General features: G+C 62.0%; 16 protein-coding genes. 2 read left to right on the top strand and 14 right to left on the bottom strand.

Annotated features, from left to right (window positions below):
• Positions 1-3: 3 nt before the first annotated feature.
• The 10 genes from DXH78_RS08250 to DXH78_RS08205 form a co-directional block, all read right to left on the bottom strand.
• Positions 4-294 (bottom strand): YciI family protein, encoded by a 291-nt coding sequence (locus DXH78_RS08250; RefSeq protein WP_168192744.1) that lies wholly within the window; start codon positions 292-294, stop codon positions 4-6.
• 53 nt (positions 295-347) lie between these two features.
• Positions 348-1,436: a zinc-dependent alcohol dehydrogenase gene (locus DXH78_RS08245; RefSeq protein ID WP_115516580.1), complete on the bottom strand. Its 1,089-nt coding sequence runs from the start codon at positions 1,434-1,436 to the stop codon at positions 348-350.
• 97 nt (positions 1,437-1,533) lie between these two features.
• A complete protein-coding gene (locus DXH78_RS08240) occupies positions 1,534-3,876 on the bottom strand; it encodes a xanthine dehydrogenase family protein molybdopterin-binding subunit (RefSeq protein ID WP_115516579.1) in 2,343 nt (780 codons plus the stop codon).
• Positions 3,877-3,923: 47 nt separating this feature from the next.
• Positions 3,924-5,666, bottom strand: coding sequence for a thiamine pyrophosphate-binding protein (locus DXH78_RS08235; RefSeq protein ID WP_115516578.1), 1,743 nt, complete (start codon positions 5,664-5,666; stop codon positions 3,924-3,926).
• An 8-nt stretch (positions 5,667-5,674) separates the two neighbouring features.
• On the bottom strand, positions 5,675-7,108 hold the full coding sequence (locus DXH78_RS08230) for an NAD-dependent succinate-semialdehyde dehydrogenase (protein ID WP_115516577.1): 1,434 nt from the start codon (positions 7,106-7,108) through the stop codon (positions 5,675-5,677).
• A 1-nt stretch (position 7,109) separates the two neighbouring features.
• Entirely contained in the window at positions 7,110-8,186 is a 1,077-nt protein-coding gene (locus DXH78_RS08225; RefSeq protein WP_115516576.1) for an alpha-hydroxy acid oxidase, read from the bottom strand.
• Between the two features lie 31 nt (positions 8,187-8,217).
• The gene (locus tag DXH78_RS08220; RefSeq protein WP_210209525.1) at positions 8,218-9,615 is read right to left on the bottom strand and encodes an aspartate aminotransferase family protein; all 1,398 of its coding nucleotides are present in this window, start codon (positions 9,613-9,615) and stop codon (positions 8,218-8,220) included.
• A 78-nt stretch (positions 9,616-9,693) separates the two neighbouring features.
• Positions 9,694-10,926, bottom strand: coding sequence for an amidohydrolase family protein (locus tag DXH78_RS08215; protein ID WP_115516575.1), 1,233 nt, complete (start codon positions 10,924-10,926; stop codon positions 9,694-9,696).
• Complete coding sequence (locus DXH78_RS08210) at positions 10,926-11,270, bottom strand: hypothetical protein (protein ID WP_115516574.1); 345 nt, start codon at positions 11,268-11,270, stop codon at positions 10,926-10,928. Before DXH78_RS08210 ends, DXH78_RS08215 begins: the two co-directional genes overlap by 1 nt.
• Positions 11,257-11,625 carry a Rieske (2Fe-2S) protein gene (locus DXH78_RS08205; protein WP_115516573.1) on the bottom strand — a complete coding sequence of 123 codons (369 nt, stop codon included), beginning with the start codon at positions 11,623-11,625 and terminating at the stop codon, positions 11,257-11,259. The genes DXH78_RS08210 and DXH78_RS08205 overlap by 14 nt, the downstream gene beginning before the upstream one ends.
• A 119-nt stretch (positions 11,626-11,744) precedes the next feature.
• Here DXH78_RS08205 and DXH78_RS08200 point away from each other — a divergent pair, with 119 nt between their 5' ends.
• Positions 11,745-12,284 carry a MarR family winged helix-turn-helix transcriptional regulator gene (locus tag DXH78_RS08200; RefSeq protein WP_168192743.1) on the top strand — a complete coding sequence of 180 codons (540 nt, stop codon included), beginning with the start codon at positions 11,745-11,747 and terminating at the stop codon, positions 12,282-12,284.
• Position 12,285: 1 nt separating this feature from the next.
• Here DXH78_RS08200 and DXH78_RS08195 read toward each other — a convergent pair whose 3' ends face one another.
• From DXH78_RS08195 to DXH78_RS08180, 4 genes are read right to left on the bottom strand one after another with little or no spacing between them, the layout of a single operon-like run.
• The gene (locus tag DXH78_RS08195) at positions 12,286-13,080 is read right to left on the bottom strand and encodes an ABC transporter ATP-binding protein (RefSeq protein ID WP_115516571.1); all 795 of its coding nucleotides are present in this window, start codon (positions 13,078-13,080) and stop codon (positions 12,286-12,288) included.
• 26 nt (positions 13,081-13,106) lie between these two features.
• A complete protein-coding gene (locus tag DXH78_RS08190) occupies positions 13,107-14,597 on the bottom strand; it encodes an aldehyde dehydrogenase family protein (protein WP_115516570.1) in 1,491 nt (496 codons plus the stop codon).
• Positions 14,598-14,633: 36 nt separating this feature from the next.
• The gene (locus DXH78_RS08185; RefSeq protein ID WP_245416769.1) at positions 14,634-16,436 is read right to left on the bottom strand and encodes a thiamine pyrophosphate-binding protein; all 1,803 of its coding nucleotides are present in this window, start codon (positions 16,434-16,436) and stop codon (positions 14,634-14,636) included.
• A gap of 28 nt (positions 16,437-16,464) precedes the next feature.
• Complete coding sequence (locus DXH78_RS08180; protein ID WP_147292591.1) at positions 16,465-16,974, bottom strand: MarR family winged helix-turn-helix transcriptional regulator; 510 nt, start codon at positions 16,972-16,974, stop codon at positions 16,465-16,467.
• A gap of 264 nt (positions 16,975-17,238) precedes the next feature.
• Between DXH78_RS08180 and DXH78_RS08175 the strand changes: the two genes are divergently transcribed.
• Positions 17,239-17,823, top strand: a complete 585-nt coding sequence (locus DXH78_RS08175) for a UbiX family flavin prenyltransferase (RefSeq protein ID WP_115516568.1) — start codon at positions 17,239-17,241, stop codon at positions 17,821-17,823.
• Positions 17,824-17,838 lie beyond the last annotated feature (15 nt).

Here is a 17,838-nt window from a genome sequence, read left to right as displayed (position 1 = left end):
GGCCTAAGCGAGGCGGCCAGCCTCCACCGAAACGCGGAACCGTTGGATCGTCCAGGACTCGAACAAACCGGCCTGCACGAAGGGATCGCCGGTCAGTATCTTCTCCGCCGTCGCCTTGTCATCGGCATTGATCAGGAGGATCTGACCGGTGCGGGTCTGGCCGTCGTCCGACAGGATCGGGCCAGCCAAACGAAGGCGGTCCATGTGCTCGTCCCAATAAGCATCGTGACGTGAACGGTACTCTTCACGAAGAGATCCGGTGTTTGGCTTGCTCTTTAAAATAGCGACGTACACGTTACACCTGCGCTCTAAGACGTTTCGCGGTTGAGCTGGCTTCACTCGGCCGGTCAGACGAGAACGACTTGCGCCGGTCCGATCGCGCCAAACTTCGCCTTGTTGCCGGTGATCTCGATCGCTTCCGGCACCTTCTCGATACCCTTGAGAACATGGGTCACGGTGGGTTCGATCTGCACGCGCTTCGAGGCGACCAGATCGATGGCATAGTTGATGATGCGCGGCGACGGACTGCGTGTGCCGATCACATGCAGGCCCTTCTTGTCGATCGGTCCGATCGGAACCGTCGAACCGACCGGCAGATGGCCGAATTCTGAAATGCGGCCCTCGTTGCGCAACATCGCCAGTCCCTGAACGAACGTGTCGATGCCGGCGTGGCCCTGCTCCTTGCTACCACCCGCACATTCGAGAACGACGTCGCAGCCGAGGCCCTTGGTGATCTCCATGACGGCTTCGACCGGATCGGTCCGGGTGACATTGATCGTGTGGGTAGCGCCGAGCTTCTTCGACAGCTCGAGAACCGGATCGCGGCGCGCGACGGCTACGACCTTGGCGGCGCCAGCGACGGCGGCGATCTGGGTGCAGAACAGGCCCATCGGCCCCTGACCCATAACCACGACGGTGTCGCCCATCTCGATGCCGACGCCCTCGATACGGCCCATCACCGACACCAGCGGCTGCATGCCGCAGGCTTCGATATCGCTGATTTCGGCTGGGATGGCGGCGATCGTGCTCGCCGGAATCGGGAAGTACTCGGCCAAGCAGCCCGGCGTATCTTCCGACACATTGATAACCGAACGGCAGAGATCCGGCAGACCCGCACTGCAGTACTTGCAGGTCCCGCAGGGAACGCCGCGATGATAGAACACGCGATCTCCCAGCTTGACGTTGGTGACGCCGGCGCCGACTTCAACCACCTCGCCGCAGAATTCATGCCCCCACAGCGGCATCGGCGCGCGCTCGGCGAGCATGCGCTTGATGTTTTCATGCGAGGGAACGGGCAGGCCGCGGAATTCGGCAATCTCGGTCACCGAGAGCTCGAGGTTGCGGACCTTGCAGACCACCCAGCCGGGCTCGGCGTGCGGCATGGGCACCTCTTCGAGGCGCATATCGTTGAAGCCGTAGCTGAGCCAAGCCTTCATATGAATATCCTATAGCTTATCTATGTTATGTTCTTTAGTATATTACTTGTTCCAGGAAGCCGTCAATTGCCCAGTCGATGTCCGGGACATTGATGACTCATGTCACCGCGTCCTTCGCGGCCTGCAGGGCGGCCCAGACATTCCCCGGCGTTGCCGGCATATCGATGCGGGGCACGCCCTCGCGATAAAGAGCATCGTTGACCGCATTCATGACAGCCGGGAGTGCGCCGACGGTACCCGCCTCCCCGGCGCCCTTGGCGCCGAGCGGATTGGTCTCGGTCGGCACTTCATGGCTGATGACTTCGAATTTCGGCAGGTCGTGGGCGCGCGGCATGCCGTAGTCCATGAACGAGCCGGTTACGAGTTGTCCATCGGCATAGGCGATGCGTTCCATCAGCGCCTGGCCGACGCCCTGAGCGACGCCCCCGTGAATCTGCCCCTTCAGCAGCAAGGGGTTCATGACGTTGCCGACGTCGTCGACCACGGTATAGGCAACGATCCGCGGAACGCCAGTTTCGGGATCGATCTCCACCTCGCAGATATGGCAGCCGTTCGGAAAGGTCGCATCGCGCGGCGTCACCACGGCCTTGCCGTCGAGGCCAAACTCCATGCCGCGTGGCATTCGGGCCGGCAGATAGGAAGCGCGCGCAACGTCAGACAGCCCGATCTTGAGATCGGTACCCGACACAGCAAAGGCGCCGTCGGCGAATTCGATATCGTTCTCCCCGGCTTCAAGAAGATGAGCAGCCAGCTTCTTGCCGCGATCGATCACCCGCTCGGCCGCCGTCACGAAAGCAGTGCCCGCCGCCATCATGGTGCGCGAGCCGAATGAGCCGCGGCCATGCGCCACCTCGTCGGTATCGCCGCTGACAATGCGCACCTGATCGGGCGCCAGTCCGAGATACTGGGCGGCGAACTGTTTAAGGACAGTCTCGTGCCCCTGGCCGTGCGAATGGCTGCCGGACACGATGGTGCAACTGCCACCGGAATCGAAGCGGATCTCAACGGCCTCTTCCATCGGCATGCCCTGAGGACCGCCGGCAATTTCAATCACGCAGGCAATACCGATACCCCGCAGCTTGCCGCGCTTTTCTGCCTCTGCTCGGCGCCGATCGAAACCTTTCCAGTCGGCTGCCTCCAGGCAGCGGTCCATTACCGTTTCGAACTCGCCGGAATCATAGGTGTAGACGAGCCCGGTCTTGTACGGGATGGCAGACTCCGGAATGAGATTGCGGCGACGCAATTCCGCCGGGTCGAGCTTCAGCTTGCGCGCGGCAAGATCGATGATGCGTTCGATGCAGTAGGATGCTTCCGGGCGCCCGGCGCCGCGGAAGGGGCAGGTCGGCGGTGTATGGCTGAACACGCCGGTGACTTCGACATCGAAGGCCGGGATCGTATAGACGCCGGCGAGACCCCCGAGATTATTGGTCGGCGAGTGCAGGCCATTGAGGGCGATGTAGGCACCGATATTGGCAACTGTATTGACGCGAAGAGCCAGGAAACGCCCCTCCTTATCGAGCGCCAGCTCGACGTCCGAGATATTGTCGCGCGCCTGATGGTCGGACAGAAAGCCTTCGCTGCGTTCGGCAACCCACTTGACCGGTTGGCCGACAAGTCGCGATGCCCACAACACCAATACTTGCTCGGGGTAAACGCTGCCCTTCATGCCGAAGGAACCACCAACGTCGTGAGCGACGACGCGGAAACGGTTGGCAGGCTGTCGGAAAATGCCGGCGATCTCGCGCTGAATCGTATGCGGCGACTGCAGGCTCGAATAGAGCGCGTAACGGCCGTCTTTGGCGGTGTAGTGACCAAGCGCATTGCGCGGCTCGATCGAGTTGGTGGTCATGCGCGTGATGATCAGCCGGTCGCGCACAACGTGATCGGCGCGCGTAAAGGCGGCCTCAGCGGCGGCCTTGTTGCCAAGGCGAAGGACGAAGCAGCGATTGTCCCGCTGCCCTTCCCACACCACCGGGGCACCTTCATCGAGACACCGCGCAGTGTCTGTCACCGCATCGACGACATCGTATTCGATCTCAACCAGCTCGGCGGCGTCCTTGGCCTGGGCCAGCGTCTCGGCCACCACCGCAACGACAGCTACGCCGCTATGCGGCGCTACATCGACCGCGAGCGGATAGTACGGTGGCACGAAATTGGGCTCGCCATTGGCTTTGTGGCGCTGCACACGCGACGGCAACGGCGCGAAGTTCTCAGCCGCTACGTCCGCGCCACTGAGGACGGCGAGCACGCCGGGGGCCGCTTTGGCTTGCGACAGGTCGACGGACACGATGCGGGCCGCGGCGTGCGGTGACCGCACGATATACATTGCGGCTGCCGGACCCAAATCCACGTCGTCGGTGTAACGGCCCAGGCCGGAAATCAGCCGCGCGTCTTCCGACCGACGGACGGATTTTCCGATGCCCCAATCGAGTTCACGCATGAGACTCACACCGGCGTACTTGTTCGGCGAAAAGCGCGCCGTGGAGCTTACGCATCATCCAGCCAGTCGAAGCTAGCTCCGCGCGACGGATCAATCAACACGTCGATGAAATAGGGCTTGCCGGCCTCGACCGCCTTGATGCCACGTTCGAGCGCGGCGAAGAGGTCTCCGGCTTTCTCGATCGGGCCTTCGGCCTCGACGCCAAAATCGCGGGCGAGACCCGCAAGGTTGACGGCCGGCTCGTCGATCCGCTGGCCGATCCAGCGGTTCGCCACCGGGCGTTTGCGTTCCCGCGCCACGGTCTCCTGCTGGATTTCGTCCGTGAAGTATGAGCGATTGTTGGCGGCAATCATCAGCAGGGGAATGTTGTAATGCGCCGCGGTCCACAGCGCCGACGCGGCGCCGAGGAACTCGCCGTCACCCATGATGCCGACGACAACGCGGCCGGAGCCGGCAAGCGCCAGCGCCGCACCCACGGTCATGCCGGGACCGGAGCCGACGCCGCCGCCGCCGTCATAGCCGAGATAGTCGAGCGGCTCGCGGAATGGATAGCTGGCGGATGGCCAGTTCAACGGCGCACGCGCCAGCGTGACCTTGCGGCCTTCGCGCAGCTTGGCCATAGCCTGGCCCAAATCCGTGAGCGTCGGCGTCAGAGCCGGATCGCCGGTAAAATCCGGCGCGCTTTTCTGCTGGACCGCCATCGGCTTCGCCGGCGGCTTAAGACGCGTCAGCAATGCCTCGACCGCCATATGCGGCTCGACGGCAATATCGAGATCGACGGGCGCCAGGCGCTGATGGTCGCCGCTATAGGCATTGTGGGCGTGATGATCGACCGTAACGCTGATCACCTTGGCCTTGCCGCCGGCCTGCTGCATCGTGTCGGCGAGGTCGTACCAGTCCAGGCTGAGCACCAGATCGGCCTTGCCGACGGCCGCCTTGTCGTTCGGTGACAAGAACAGGTCCTGCGGTCCGCCATGCAGCGGATGTTCCGTCGGGAACGAGGCGCCCATGCGCAGATCGGTGACGACGCGCGCGTTCAGACGCTCGGCCAGCTTGACCCGATCGTCCCACTGCTTGGGGTCGAGCGACACGCGACCGATCAGCATGACGATGTTCTTGGCTTCGGACAGCATCGCCACCGCACTGTTCAGTGCGTCTTCCGACGGCGCGGCGGGAGCCTTCGGCTTGTAGCGCGCGACATCCGGCAACACGATCTCGCCATTCAGCGCGTCTTCCTGCAGGCGGCGGTCGAGGATGACGTAAGACGGGCCGCAGGGCGCGGTGTTGGCGGCCTGCCAGGCGCGCAGAATGCTGTCGACCTGCGCACGCGCTGTCGTCGGCTGCTCGTCCCACTTGACGTAGTGACGGACCAGCGCGCCCTGGTCTCGGAACGTATGGTTCCAGTCGATCCAGTTGCGGCGAACAGCCGAGTCCACCGCACCCGTTGCGCCGAGAATGAGCATCGGCACGCGATCGCACCATGCGTTGAAAATCGACATGGTGCCGGCCATCAGACCGACATTGCTGTGAACGACGACCGCCATCGGCTCGCCGGACGCCTTGTAATAGCCGTGCGCAATGGCAACGACGGACTGCTCGTGCAACGACAGCAGCATTTGCGGCTTTTCGTTGCCGAGATAGTTGATCAGGCTGTCGTGCAGGCCGCGAAAGCTCGATCCGGGATTGACGCAGACATATTTGATGCCGAGACGCCGCATCAATTCGGCGACGATATCGCTGCCCCAGCCGAGGACCGGCTTGGCGTCTTTTTCCGTCTTGTCTGCTTTCATCGCCGCACTCAGTTGTAGGTTTCGGTGATGGTCTTGACGTTCATGTGTTCCAGCAGGCCTTCGATGCCGGACTCGCGTCCGGTGCCACTGTCCTTCATGCCGCCAAACGGACCTTCCGGCGCCGTCACGGTGACGCCGTTGATGGCGATAATGCCAGCCTGCAGCTGCTCGCCGACCCGCGCCGCATAAGACTGCGAGCGCGTAAAGGCATAAGCGGCAAGGCCATAGGGCACCCGGTTCGCCTCAGTGACGACCTGATCAAAAGTCTGGAACGGAACGATAGGCGCCAGCGGCCCGAACGGCTCGACATTCATCAGGTCGGCTTCGTTCGTCAGTCCGGTGATAACGGTCGGTTCGAAGAAGAAACCGGTGTTGCCCTTGCGCCGACCGCCGGTGCGAACCTGACCACCGCGGCTCTCGGCATCGGCCACCAGCTTCTCCATGGCGTCGATGCGCCGCACATTGGCAAGCGGTCCCATCTGTGACTTGGGATCGAGGCCGTTGCCGACTTGAAGCGCGGATGCTGCAGCCGTGAAGCCGGCCACGAACTTGTCGTACAGGGCTTCCTGAACAAAAAAGCGCGACCCAGCTGTACACACCTGCCCGGCGTTACGGAACCGGCTGCCAACCGACAGCGAGATAGCGCGATCAAGGTCGGCATCCTCGAACACGATGACCGGTGCGTGGCCGCCGAGTTCAAGCGTAACTTTCTTGAAGTCTCGGGCTGCGAGGGTCGCGATATGCCGGCCGACATTGGTGGAGCCGGTGAGCGAGATCTTGCGGATGACCGGCGATTTGATCAGGCGCTCGGACACCTGTGCGGGTTCGCCGAACAGGATGTTGACGACGCCCTTCGGCACGCCGGCCTGCTCGCAGACCTTGCCGAGAGCCACGGCGGTGCCGGGCGTTTCTTCTGCCGGCTTGAGCACGATCGAACAGCCAGCCGCGAGTGCATGGGCGATCTTGCGGCCCGGCATCATGCACGGGAAGTTCCACGGCGAGAACGCGGCCACAGGGCCGATCGGCTCGTGCACCACCATGGTGCGGGTGTTGGCGAAGCGGCTCGGCACGAGGCGGCCGTAGATGCGGCGCGATTCTTCGGCGAGCCACTCGAACAGTTCGGCGGTGGCGCCGACCTCGATGCGGGCCTCGCCGATCGGCTTGCCCTGCTCCGCGGTCATGATGGCGGCGATCGTGTCGGTTTGCTCGCGCAGCAGCGTTGCGATCTTGCGAATGACCTTGGCGCGCTCTTGCGGCAGCACCTTTTTCCAGACTTCGAAACCGCGCTCGGCCGCGGCCAGCGCGCGGTCAATGTCGTCCAGCGACGCAAAGGGAACGCGACCGATCTCCTCGCCGGTCGCCGGATTGAGCACCGGACCGCTGCGCTGGCCGTCGCCCTGGCTCCACGCGCCGTCGATGAAGAACGCCAACCGGTCGTGCATGTCAGACCAGCCTGCCATTCGGCAAATGCGCGAAAGCGCTCATTTCATGGCAGGGCCCGAGCGGATCGACCTGGCAAACGTAATCCTTGGTCAGTTCCTTGAACGACACCAGGCCGAGCAGCGCCAGCGTATTGGTGATCTCGCGCTCGAGCAGTTCGAGGCAACGCAACAGTCCATCGGCGCCGCCGGCGGCCAGGGCCCAGCCTTGCAGACGGCCGATGAGCACGGCGTCGGCACCGAGCGCCACGGCCTTGATGACGTCGCTGCCACGCACGAAACCGCCGTCGATGAGAATCTTGGCTTTGCCCGCAGCGGCGGCAACGACGGTCGGAAGCGTCTCCATCGCACCCAGGCAGTGATCGAGCTGGCGACCGCCGTGGTTGGACACGTAGATGATATCGACGCCGCGCTCGATCGCCATCTTGGTGTCAACCGCGGTAGCGACGCCCTTGAGAATGAAAGGACCGCCCCACTCCGCCTTGATCCAGTCCATTAATTCCCAGGTGATGGCGGACTGCAAATGGCGATTGGTCTGAGCCTTCACGCTTGGCGGCTGATAGGCGTTCATGAGCTGTCGTTCGCGAATGCCATAAACCGCCGAGTCGACGGTCAGCGCCAGCGCGGTATAGCCCGCCGCCTTGGCGCGGCCCAGAATGTCGCGAATCCACGCTTTGTCGCCGCGGACGTAGAGCTGGAAGATCTTCGGACCCTCGGCCGACTTGGCGCAGTCTTCGAGGCTCGGCAGCGTGATCGACGAGATCATCGGAATGGTGCCGAACTTGGATGCAGCGGTGCAGGAGGCTGCGCCGCCGCCTTCATGGATCGCCTGCAGCGAACCGATCGGCGCCAGCATCACGGGGATGCGCAGCTTGTGGCCAAGGAATGTGCTCGAAGGATCGACCTTCGAGACGTCGCGACAGACACGCGGCAAAAACGCCAGCTTGTCGAGCGCATAACGATTTCGCCGCAGGGTCGTTTCGGACTCGGCGGCGCCGGTCAGATAGTCCCACACATCCTGCGTCAGATTGCGGCGGGCAACCTCGATGATTTCCTGGTTGCAGGTGAATTCCGCGGCCATCCTAGAGCTCCGTTACTCTTTTGTGCGTCGATCAGTTTGCCGTCGCGGCTTCCACTTCCTTGATCGCTTCAAGGAAGATGTCGATCCCCTTGCGCAAGTGAGCCTCGGTGATCACCAGCGGCGGCATCAAGCGGAACGTATTGCCATAGCGTCCGCAGGCCATCACGCGCACGCCCCGCTGCTCGCAGGTCTTGGCAATCTGGCCCATATATTTGGCATCGAGCGGCGTGCGCTTGTCCTTGTCACTGACCAGCTCCACGCCGATGAACAGACCGCGGCCACGCACTTCGCCGACGAGCCGGCAGGTCTTTTGGAAATCCAGCAAACGCTGCTTGAGCTCGCCGCCAAGCTTTGCGGCGCGGCCGATCAGATCGTCCTTCGGATCGCTGAGAATCTCGAGATTGGCGAGGCCGACGGCGTTGACTACGGCGTTCTCGGCGCTGGTGATGACCTGCGAGCTCTGCGGCAGCTTCTCATAGAAGCGCTTGTGCACGGTGACGCCGGACAACGGCATGTCGCCGCCGACGGCCTTCGCCCAGACGAGCATATCCGGCTTGATGCCGTAGTGCTCGACCGCCCACATCTTGCCGGTACGGCCGGCGCCGGCCTGCACTTCGTCGATGATAAGAATGATGCCGCGCTTGTCGCAGGCCTCGCGCAAGGCCTTCATGAACTCGATCGGAGGATCGATATAGCCGCCATCGGCCTGCATGGACTCGACGATCACGGCGGCGACGTCGTCGGCGCCGGTGTTGGGCGTGTTGAGTTTGAAATCGAGATACTTGCCGCAGGCCTGGGCGCAGGACTTGCTGTCGAAGCCGGCGAAGCAGCGATAGCAGTAGGCATAGGGCATATGGATCGCGCCCGGCATCAGCGGCATGTACGGCACGCGGAAGTTTTCGCGCGTGGTCAACGCCAGCGAGCCGTGGAATACCCCATGATAGGCGCCTTCGAAGGCGACGATCTGGTGCTTACCAGTGATCGCCTTGGCGAACTTGATTGCGGTTTCGACGGCCGCCGAACCGCTCATGCCGAACACCGTGAAGCACTCATCCCGCAGACCTTCGGGCATGATCTCCGAAAGCTTCTTGGCGAGCTTCACCGTGGTCGACGATACCAGACCGGCCGAGTGCATCAGCTTGGTGGCTTGTTCGCGCACCGCTTCGACCACCTTCGGGTGGTTGCGGCCGACGCTCGACACCGCAACACCAGCGGACAGGTCGATATAGATGTTGTCGTCGGGGTCCTTGATGCCGGACCCGAAACCTTCCTCGATCACCAGCGTGCCGCGCACCGAAGGCCGCGTCGGCGTTTGCACCTGCAGCGCATCGGCAATGACCTGCCGCGATTTGGGCCCCGGCAGTTCGTTGGAGACGATCTTCGGCATCTCCGGATAAGACAGCTTCGCCAATTCCTGTTCGGAGATCATAGGTCGCGCCTCAGACGAAAGATGGTCGGGTTGAAATCGCGGGCAGGTTAGACGGGATAATGCAGCAACTCTTGCCAGTTACACCAGAGCAGCTTTGCCGGCCTTGGCGCGACGTTCAAGTTTGCCCGGCGCCAGCGTGGTTTCAAGGTTAAAGAGTCGCTGGGCATTGCCGCCGAGAATATCGCGCTTGGCCTGCTCATCCAGGAACGGCAGGTCGTAGATCGTCATCGGCAGGTCCATATCCCAGTGCGGATAATCCGAGGAGTACAGGAGCTGCGACTTGGCGTTGATCATGTCGAACGTCACTTCGAGCGCCTTGGGATTGTTGACCATCTCCATCGGCTGCGACGTATAGAACATGTCGCGCATGTAATCGCTGGGCAGGCGCTTGAGCAGCGGCGCGTCCGACGTGCGCATCATGAACTCATTGTCGAGGCGCTGCATCAGGAACGGTACCCAGGCGAGGCCGCTTTCAATCCAGATCAGCTTGAGCTTGGGGAACCGCTCCGGCATGCCATTGACCAGCCAGTTGGTCATGTGAAGCATGTTGTGCCAGGTGAAGCCCAGCGCGTGGACCGCCATGAAACGGTTAGTCAGCGAGAGCTGCTTGTCGCTCCAGGTGTAAGCGGCATGGAACGCCAGCGGCAGGTTACGCTCCTGCAGCATCGCATAGAGCTTCATGTAAGCGTTGTCGTGAACCGAACGATAGTGCGTGGCGACGACCATGAAGCCGATCACGCCCGGCTTGTCGCCGAACTTCTCGACCATGTCGATACAGGCCGCCGGATCGTTGAACGGCAGATACAGCATCGACTTCAGGCGGTTCTCGGTCTTGAGAATGTTGTCGCAGAGCCAGCGATTATAGGCCCGGGCCAGCGCCACCTCGACCTCAATGCGCGGACAGGTGACGATGTTCAGCATCGGCGTCGGGAACATGCAGGCAACGTCGACACCCATCGCGTCCATCCAGCGATACATCAGCGTGATGTCGCGGTGGGGCTGCGCCGGCACCTTCTCGTTCTTGCGCTCCGGATAGCGGATCACCCGCCCGGTCATTTCCTGATAGGAACCGTCCATCGAGGCGATGCCGCCGCGCGACATGCCCTGGAACTTGGCCTCGCGGCGCAGCACCGGGTCGTCGATATAGTCGGCAATTTCGCTGAACGCTTCGGTCTCATAGTGGTGAGCATCGACATCGACGATCATGAAATCGTCGTAGCCACGCTTGGCCGCCTGCACGGCGGCGTTGCGGAGATGCGATGAAGTATCGAAGCCTTCGTTGGTGACGTTGCGAGCAACCGGTTTCGACATCAGAAGCGCTCCAATTGAGGTTCTTCGTGGCGGATGCGGCCGACACTCGACATCGCCTGCCATGCGCCCAATTCAAACAAAGCAAGGTTGACGGCGTCGAGCATCGCCGTGCAGCCAATGGCGACATCGGTCGTCGTCACGCCACTGTTGCGCCCGAAGGGTAAGACCGACTCGCCTGCCTGCGCCTTGGCGGCAAAAAGCTGAACGACGGATGCGAAGACCTGACCAAGCGCCTCGGAAGGCACATCGTCGAACCGGCCGCTTTCGACAGCCTCAAGGCAGCGCGCCGACACATCGCTGGCGAGATCGGCAAAGGTTTGGGCGTCGGGATTAGAGCGTGACATAGATATTACCCCCGCGCTCCGTGATGTCGTACCTCTTCAGGCGAACGTTCGGATCGACAGCGTGCTCGCCGGTGGAGATCTTGAATTCGTATCCGTGCCAGGGACAGACGATGTGCATATCGTCTTCCTTGAAGTTCTGACAGACGAACAGACCGTTGGCATCGATCACGTCTTCGACCTGAGGCATCATCTTGCCATCGCACACCGGCCCGCCCTGATGCGGACAAACATTGCGGTAAGCGTGACAGGCACCTTTGTGCCGGATGATGCCGATCTCGACGTCGCCGATCGCGACGACGCGAACGGTTCCTTCTTTGAGTTCATCGCTTGGACACACCAGAACCTGTTCGCTCATCTGTGTCGTACTCCTTGCGAGCAGCGGAAGATAATTGCTAAGGTGCCTATTAGTAAGATACCTTAGCAATAATATAAGTCAACTAAGTTTCTTATGTCAATTGTCGGATGGAGAAATCATTGGCTGACGCAACGCGCCGTCTGATCGAAGACGCATCGCAACCGCCGCCCATTGGCATCGGCAAACTGCTACGGCGCTCCCATCTCGCCTTCAGCAAGATTCTTCGCGACCGCCTCAAGGAGCACGACGTCAGCTTCAGCGAATTCGTTCACCTTGAGCGATTGTGGTACGACGACGGCCTCAACCAGACCGAGTTGTCGCGTCGCGTCGGTGTCGAAACGGCATCTTCGACGGCCGTATTAAATGCACTGGAAAAACGCCGCTATATTCGCCGTGAACGCGACGAACGCGACCGCCGCAATGTGCGCGTGTTTCTTGAGCCCGCCGGGGCGGAGCTTGAAGCCATGCTGCTCGAATGCGCTGCCGGCATCAACGCCATGGCCCGGCAAGGCCTGACCAAAGCGGATGTCGCGGAGTTTTTCCGCATTATGTCGGTGATTGCCACCAATCTCGAAACGGCCGGCCGCGGTGCCGATGCAAGGCCGCCGGCAAAGGCAACGCCGGCCAAAGCCTCGCGCTCCAAGCGCGCTGGAGCCTGAGTTAGGAAGCGCGCTTGCGTTCGGTTTCCTGCATGCCGCGCGAGGCCTCCTCACGGAGATCGCTCCAGATCATGCCGACAAGTTGGCCGAAACGCTCGCTGCTCATGATTTCCGACGAGCGCGGACGCGGCAAATCGATCGGGATGATACGCTTCAGCGTTCCCGGGCGATAGCTCATCACTACGACACGGTCGGAAAGCTGCACGGCCTCGGTAATGTTATGGGTAATCAGCAGCGTGGTCTGCTCGAGCTCCTGCTGGATCTGCAGCACTTTGTCGCCAAGCAGAAGGCGGGTCTGTTCGTCGAGCGCCGCGAAGGGCTCGTCCATCAGGAGAATCTTCGGATCGAAAGCAAGCGTACGCGCAATCGCCGTGCGCTGGCGCATGCCGCCGGACAGTTCGCTCGGGTAGTTGTTCTCGAAGCCTTCAAGCCCGACCAGTCTGATGAAGTGCTCGGCGCGCTCGATGCGTTCCTTCTTCGGCATCCCAATCGCTTCCAGCGGGAACATCACGTTCTGCAGGGTCGTCCGCCACGGGAACGTCGACTCTTCCTGGAACACGGTGCCGATTGTGCGGTCGCCCGGCTTACCCTGACCGTCGAGCACGACCTCGCCGTCGTAATCCTTGATGAAGCCGCCGATGATGTTGAACAGCGTCGACTTGCCGCAGCCGCTCGGGCCGATGACAGAAATGAATTCGCCTGGTTTCACATCGAACGACATGTCCCGCACGGCGACAATGCCGCCGCCGAAACGCTTGGTGACGTTCTTAATCTGAAGCGCGTGTCCGTGCGACATTGTTTATTATCCCTCGACCGCTCTGGCTACGTCCCGGCGCCGTCTAACGCGATATTGATACTCTTGAGCTGGGTGTTGTCCAGCAGTTCTTCGATGGACTCTTCCCGTCCCATTCCCGATTGCTTGTATCCGCCGAAAGGCACGCCAAAGTAGTGCGTGCTCGCGCCGTTCACCCAGACATAACCGGCCTCGACGCGCGCCGCAGCACGATGCGCAACCGAAAGATTGCTGGTCCAAATTGACGCAGTCAGGCCGTAATTGAGTTCATTGACGGCCTCGAACATCGCATCCTCATCGCTCCACTTGAAGACGCTGAGAATGGGGCCGAAAACTTCCTCCTGCGCAATACGCATGGTCGGCTTGACGTCCGCGAAGATCGTCGGCTCGTAGTAAAAGCCATTGGCGAGCTGGGCGTCGTCCGGCTGACGACCGCCCACGACAAGACGCGCACCGTCGTCCTTGCCGGCCTGTACGTAGTACTTGACCTTGTCGAGCTGAGCCTTGCTGACGAGACAGCCCATCTCGGTGTTCGGATCGGTCGGGATGCCGAAGCGCAGCGTCTTCACTTTCTTGACGACCCGCTCAAGCACGGCGTCGTGAATGCTTTCATGCAGGAAGACGCGCGACGTCGAACCGCAAGACTGGCCGAGCCACACGAAATTCATGCCCTGGATAATGCCGGCCGCAAGCTTGTCGGGATCGGCATCGCCATACCCGATCAGCGCGTTTTTGCCGCCGAGCTCCAGCGTAACCTTCTTCATCGAGTCGGCGGCGCCCTTGAGGATCGCCTTGCCAGTCGGAATGGCGCCGATCAAACCGACTTTCGCCACTTGCGGGTGAGCGACCAGAGCCTCGCCGCAGGCGCGGCCGCCAGGCAGTGCAGAGATGACGCCCGGCGGAAACAGCGGTCCGAGCAGTTCAACGAGACGCAAGGTCGAGAGCGGCGCCTGCTCCGGCGGCTTCATAATGACAGCGTTGCCGGCGGCCAGCGCCGGGGCAGCATGCGTCGCCGCAAACAGCACCGGATGATTATAGGCGTTGATGCGCACCACAACGCCGAGTGGTTCGCGTACGGTGAAGCTAAGAACATCGTCGCCGGTCGGGATTGTGTCACCTTTGATTTCGGTGACGAGGCCGGCGAAGTATTCGAAGGCGAGCGCCCCGCCCTCGCTGTCTTTGACCATACGCTTGTAAGGGCCGCCGCAATCGGCAGCGTCGATCAGCGCCAGTTCATCGGCGTGCTCGCGGATCACATCGGCCGCTTTGCGCAGAATGGCAGCGCGCTCGACCGGCTTGACGCGGCGCCAGATCTTGAAGCCCGCATAAGCTGCCTTGACGGCCGCATCGACATCCTGCGCCTCCGCCAGAGAGACCGAGCCGAGGCTCTCGCCCGTTGCCGGATTGTGCGTTTCCTGAGTCAGTCCGGAGCGCGCCTTGTGCCAGGCGCCGCCGTAGTAGAGCTCGCGCTTTACCGCGGGAAGGACAAACGCGGCGGCTTTATTCGACGAAGTAGCCATCACGGCCTCACTCGACTTGTGACACTGAGCCCGCCCTTAAGGCGTGCCAACTTCCTTGGTTTCAGTCAGCGCGGCGACGGTGCTCGGCGCATAGCCGGGCGCAACATGAACATCGACCACCACGGTCTCGCCGGCCTTCACCGCCTCGATCGCTTCGGCCAGGACCTTCGCAAGGTCGGCGTGGGTCTCGACCGGGCCGTAAGCCGTCGCCCCCTGAGCGCGCGCGAACATCACAATGTCCGGCTCGGGATCGGCGATGCGCTGGCCGATCCAGCGGTTTTCCACCGGGCGACCACGCATGGTAGCGACACGCTCCTGATGGACTTCATCGTTGAAATACGAATGGTTGTTGGCGACCACCGTGAGCATTGGAATCTTGTAATGCACGGCACTCCACAGCGCGGTCACGCCCATCAGATAATCGCCATCGCCGAGGATCGCGACCGGCAGGCGGTCCGTCCCCTTGAGCGCGAGCGCCGCACCGACCGCCATGCCCGGGCCGGAACCGACACCGCCACCACCCGAGTGTCCGATTTGGTCGAGCGGATGCGTGAACGGCCAATACGAGCCGTCCCAGCCCAGCGGCAAACGACTGAGGCAAACCGCATCATCCTTCACGACATCGCGCAACGTGACCGCAATATCCTTCAGTGTGATCGGGCCGCTGTTGCCAGCCTTGGCCGGCGCAGCATTGGTCTTGCCGTAAGTGCGCTTCGGTGCCGGCAGTGCCTTGACCAAAGCCGGCACTGCCGCTTCCGGTGTCACGGCGAGCCGCACGTCGACCGGCGGCAGCGCCATGTAGCCCATGTCCCATCCGTTGTGGACGTGGTGATCGACCGAGACATGAATCACCTTGGCCGGGCAGCCTTCCGGCCAGGCCTGCTTCAGCGTGCCGGCGAGATCGACCCAATCGAGGCTTAGCACGACATCGCTGCTCTGCAGTTTGCCGAGCGATTCCTTGCTGATGAACATGCCGCGCGGCATGGCGTGCAATTCGTGCTCGCTCGGGAAACTGGCGCCGACCTTCAAGTCCGTAAACACGGTCGCGCCGAGCTGCTCGGCGAGCTTCACACGATCGGCCCAGGCCTTCGGGTCGCGCGAGACGCGGCCGGACAGGATCACCGGCGACTTGGCACCCGCCAGCAATTTCACGGCCGCATCGAGGCTCGTCGAATCCGGCGACGGCGACGGGATCGCCGCGTAGCGCGCCATGTCCGGCATCGGCGCGCCGCCGGCATGCTTGGCTTCCTGCATGGCGGAGTCGAGCACAATGTACACAGGACCGCAGGGCGCCGTGGTCGAGATCTGCATGCCGCGCAACAATGCCTCTTCCGTCGCTTCGACGGACGCAGGCTGGTCGTCCCACTTGGTGTAGTGGCGCGTGATCGCAGCCTGATCGCGCGACGTGTGAATCCAGTCGATGAAAGGACGCCGCTTATGGGCATCGACCGGGCCGGTCGCGCCAAGGATCATCATCGGCACGCGGTCGCACCACGCGTTGAAGATCGACATGGTCGCGTGCATCAGGCCGACATTGCTGTGCAGCGCCACGGCAAGCGGCTTGCCGGTTACCTTTGCATAGCCATGCGCGATAGCGACCGCCGCTTCTTCGTGCAGGCAGAGCAGCATCTGCGGCCGCTCGTTACCGAGCAAATTGACGAGACTGTCGTGCAAACCGCGGAAGCTGGCGCCGGGATTAAAACAGATGAACGGAACGCCGAGTTCGCGAACGATACGAGCAACGCGATCGCTGCCCCACCCGTCTTCTACGGCATTCGGCAATGTCGGAACTTCCGGGATGCCGGAATTGCCCTGCGACTCGCCTGACTTCTTACGCACCACGCTAACTTCCTTCTTGACCCGCAGCTTATTTTCCGTCGATCGCGCCCGGCCCGACGTAGAACATCAGGGTGGACAGCGCCGTTTCCCGCTCATCGGAGGTGAGCTGGCTGGTGAAGTAGTCGACATGCGGCCGAACCTCCGTGTCGATCTGGTCGCAGATCGCGCGGCCCACCGGGGTAATCCGCAGGATCGTCACACGGGCATCGCTCGCGTCGGATTCGCGCTTGAGGTACTTCGCCTTCACCAACCCCTTGATGAGGTTCGAGGCGAAGGCGGGAGCGATGTCGAGCCGCTCGGCCAGCTCGCTGACGCGAAGCTCCTGCGTCGGACTGCCGTAAACCTGCAGCAGCGCCTGGTGCGCCAGGGATTCAAGACCCAATTCCTTGGCCTTGTCCTCGATGAGACGAAAAACCTTGCGCAGGATATAGCGAACATGCGCCACCGCGACGAAATACTCGTGCTTGTCGGCGCCGTTGCGCGAGCGGGCGGCGGCGGCCGATCTCTTCTCGATTTTCGCGAAATTGAGAACGGTCATGACGGTTTTCTCGGCATTCAAAGGTTGTATAGTCCGGAGATCGCGACTCAGTTTGGCTGACTCGGATTAGTTAGTTAACATATATTTCGGCAAACGCCAGCTCTTTTTCGACAGGCCTCCAGCACACCATCCACACCCGATACCGAGCGGGCCGCTGATCGCAGTTAGGTATGTTTACAACCTTAGTTCTATAATCTATATCTGAGAAGGTCCGCGGCTTGACGGCGGGCTGTTGGCGGCCCCGGCAACAGGCAAGGCTCTCGCGTGACCAAGCGTATCATTGTCGGTATCAGCGGCGCCTCCGGCGCCATTCTCGGGATCCGGACGCTCGAGGCACTGCGCGCGGCCGGCCTCGAAACGCACCTTGTCGTCAGCAAGTCTGCGCTGTTGACGATTTCGAGCGAGACCGATTACACGGCCGCGCAAGTGCGCGACCTCGCCGACGTCACCTACAAGTCTGAAAACATCGGCGCCGCGATCGCCAGCGGCTCATTCCGAACCTTGGGGATGATTGTCATCCCGTGCTCCATCCGCTCGCTGTCCGAGATCGCCTATGGCAATACGACGACGCTGCTGACGCGCGCGGCCGACGTTGTCCTCAAGGAGCGGCGCAAGCTTGTGCTCGTGGTGCGCGAGACACCGTTGCATCTTGGCCACCTCAAAACCATGGAGCGGGCAGCCGAAATCGGAGCTGTGATCGCGCCATTCATGCCTGCGTTCTACACGCGGCCGCAAACCATCGACGACATCGTCAATCATACGGTCGGACGCGTGCTCGACCAGTTCGATATCGATACCGGAGCCATCAAGCGCTGGGGTGAGCAAGTCCCCGCTATTGGCGAATCGTAACGTTCAAAGGGAATG

Origin of the sequence: Undibacter mobilis (genome assembly GCF_003367195.1) — a bacterium.
Classification (GTDB): Bacteria; Pseudomonadota; Alphaproteobacteria; order Rhizobiales; family Xanthobacteraceae; genus Pseudolabrys; species Pseudolabrys mobilis.
The sequence above is the reverse complement of the archived record's forward strand: the minus strand, read 5'-3'. Positions and strand labels throughout refer to the sequence as shown.

Coding starts and splice junctions, on each gene's coding strand:
- DXH78_RS08245 (WP_115516580.1), bottom strand. CDS start 1,436: ATGAAGGCTTGGCTCAGCTACGGCTTCAACGATATGCGCCTCGAAGAG.
- DXH78_RS08240 (WP_115516579.1), bottom strand. CDS start 3,876: ATGCGTGAACTCGATTGGGGCATCGGAAAATCCGTCCGTCGGTCGGAA.
- DXH78_RS08235 (WP_115516578.1), bottom strand. CDS start 5,666: ATGAAAGCAGACAAGACGGAAAAAGACGCCAAGCCGGTCCTCGGCTGG.
- DXH78_RS08230 (WP_115516577.1), bottom strand. CDS start 7,108: ATGCACGACCGGTTGGCGTTCTTCATCGACGGCGCGTGGAGCCAGGGC.
- DXH78_RS08225 (WP_115516576.1), bottom strand. CDS start 8,186: ATGGCCGCGGAATTCACCTGCAACCAGGAAATCATCGAGGTTGCCCGC.
- DXH78_RS08220 (WP_210209525.1), bottom strand. CDS start 9,615: ATGATCTCCGAACAGGAATTGGCGAAGCTGTCTTATCCGGAGATGCCG.
- DXH78_RS08215 (WP_115516575.1), bottom strand. CDS start 10,926: ATGTCGAAACCGGTTGCTCGCAACGTCACCAACGAAGGCTTCGATACT.
- DXH78_RS08210 (WP_115516574.1), bottom strand. CDS start 11,270: ATGTCACGCTCTAATCCCGACGCCCAAACCTTTGCCGATCTCGCCAGC.
- DXH78_RS08205 (WP_115516573.1), bottom strand. CDS start 11,625: ATGAGCGAACAGGTTCTGGTGTGTCCAAGCGATGAACTCAAAGAAGGA.
- DXH78_RS08195 (WP_115516571.1), bottom strand. CDS start 13,080: ATGTCGCACGGACACGCGCTTCAGATTAAGAACGTCACCAAGCGTTTC.
- DXH78_RS08190 (WP_115516570.1), bottom strand. CDS start 14,597: ATGGCTACTTCGTCGAATAAAGCCGCCGCGTTTGTCCTTCCCGCGGTA.
- DXH78_RS08180 (WP_147292591.1), bottom strand. CDS start 16,974: ATGACCGTTCTCAATTTCGCGAAAATCGAGAAGAGATCGGCCGCCGCC.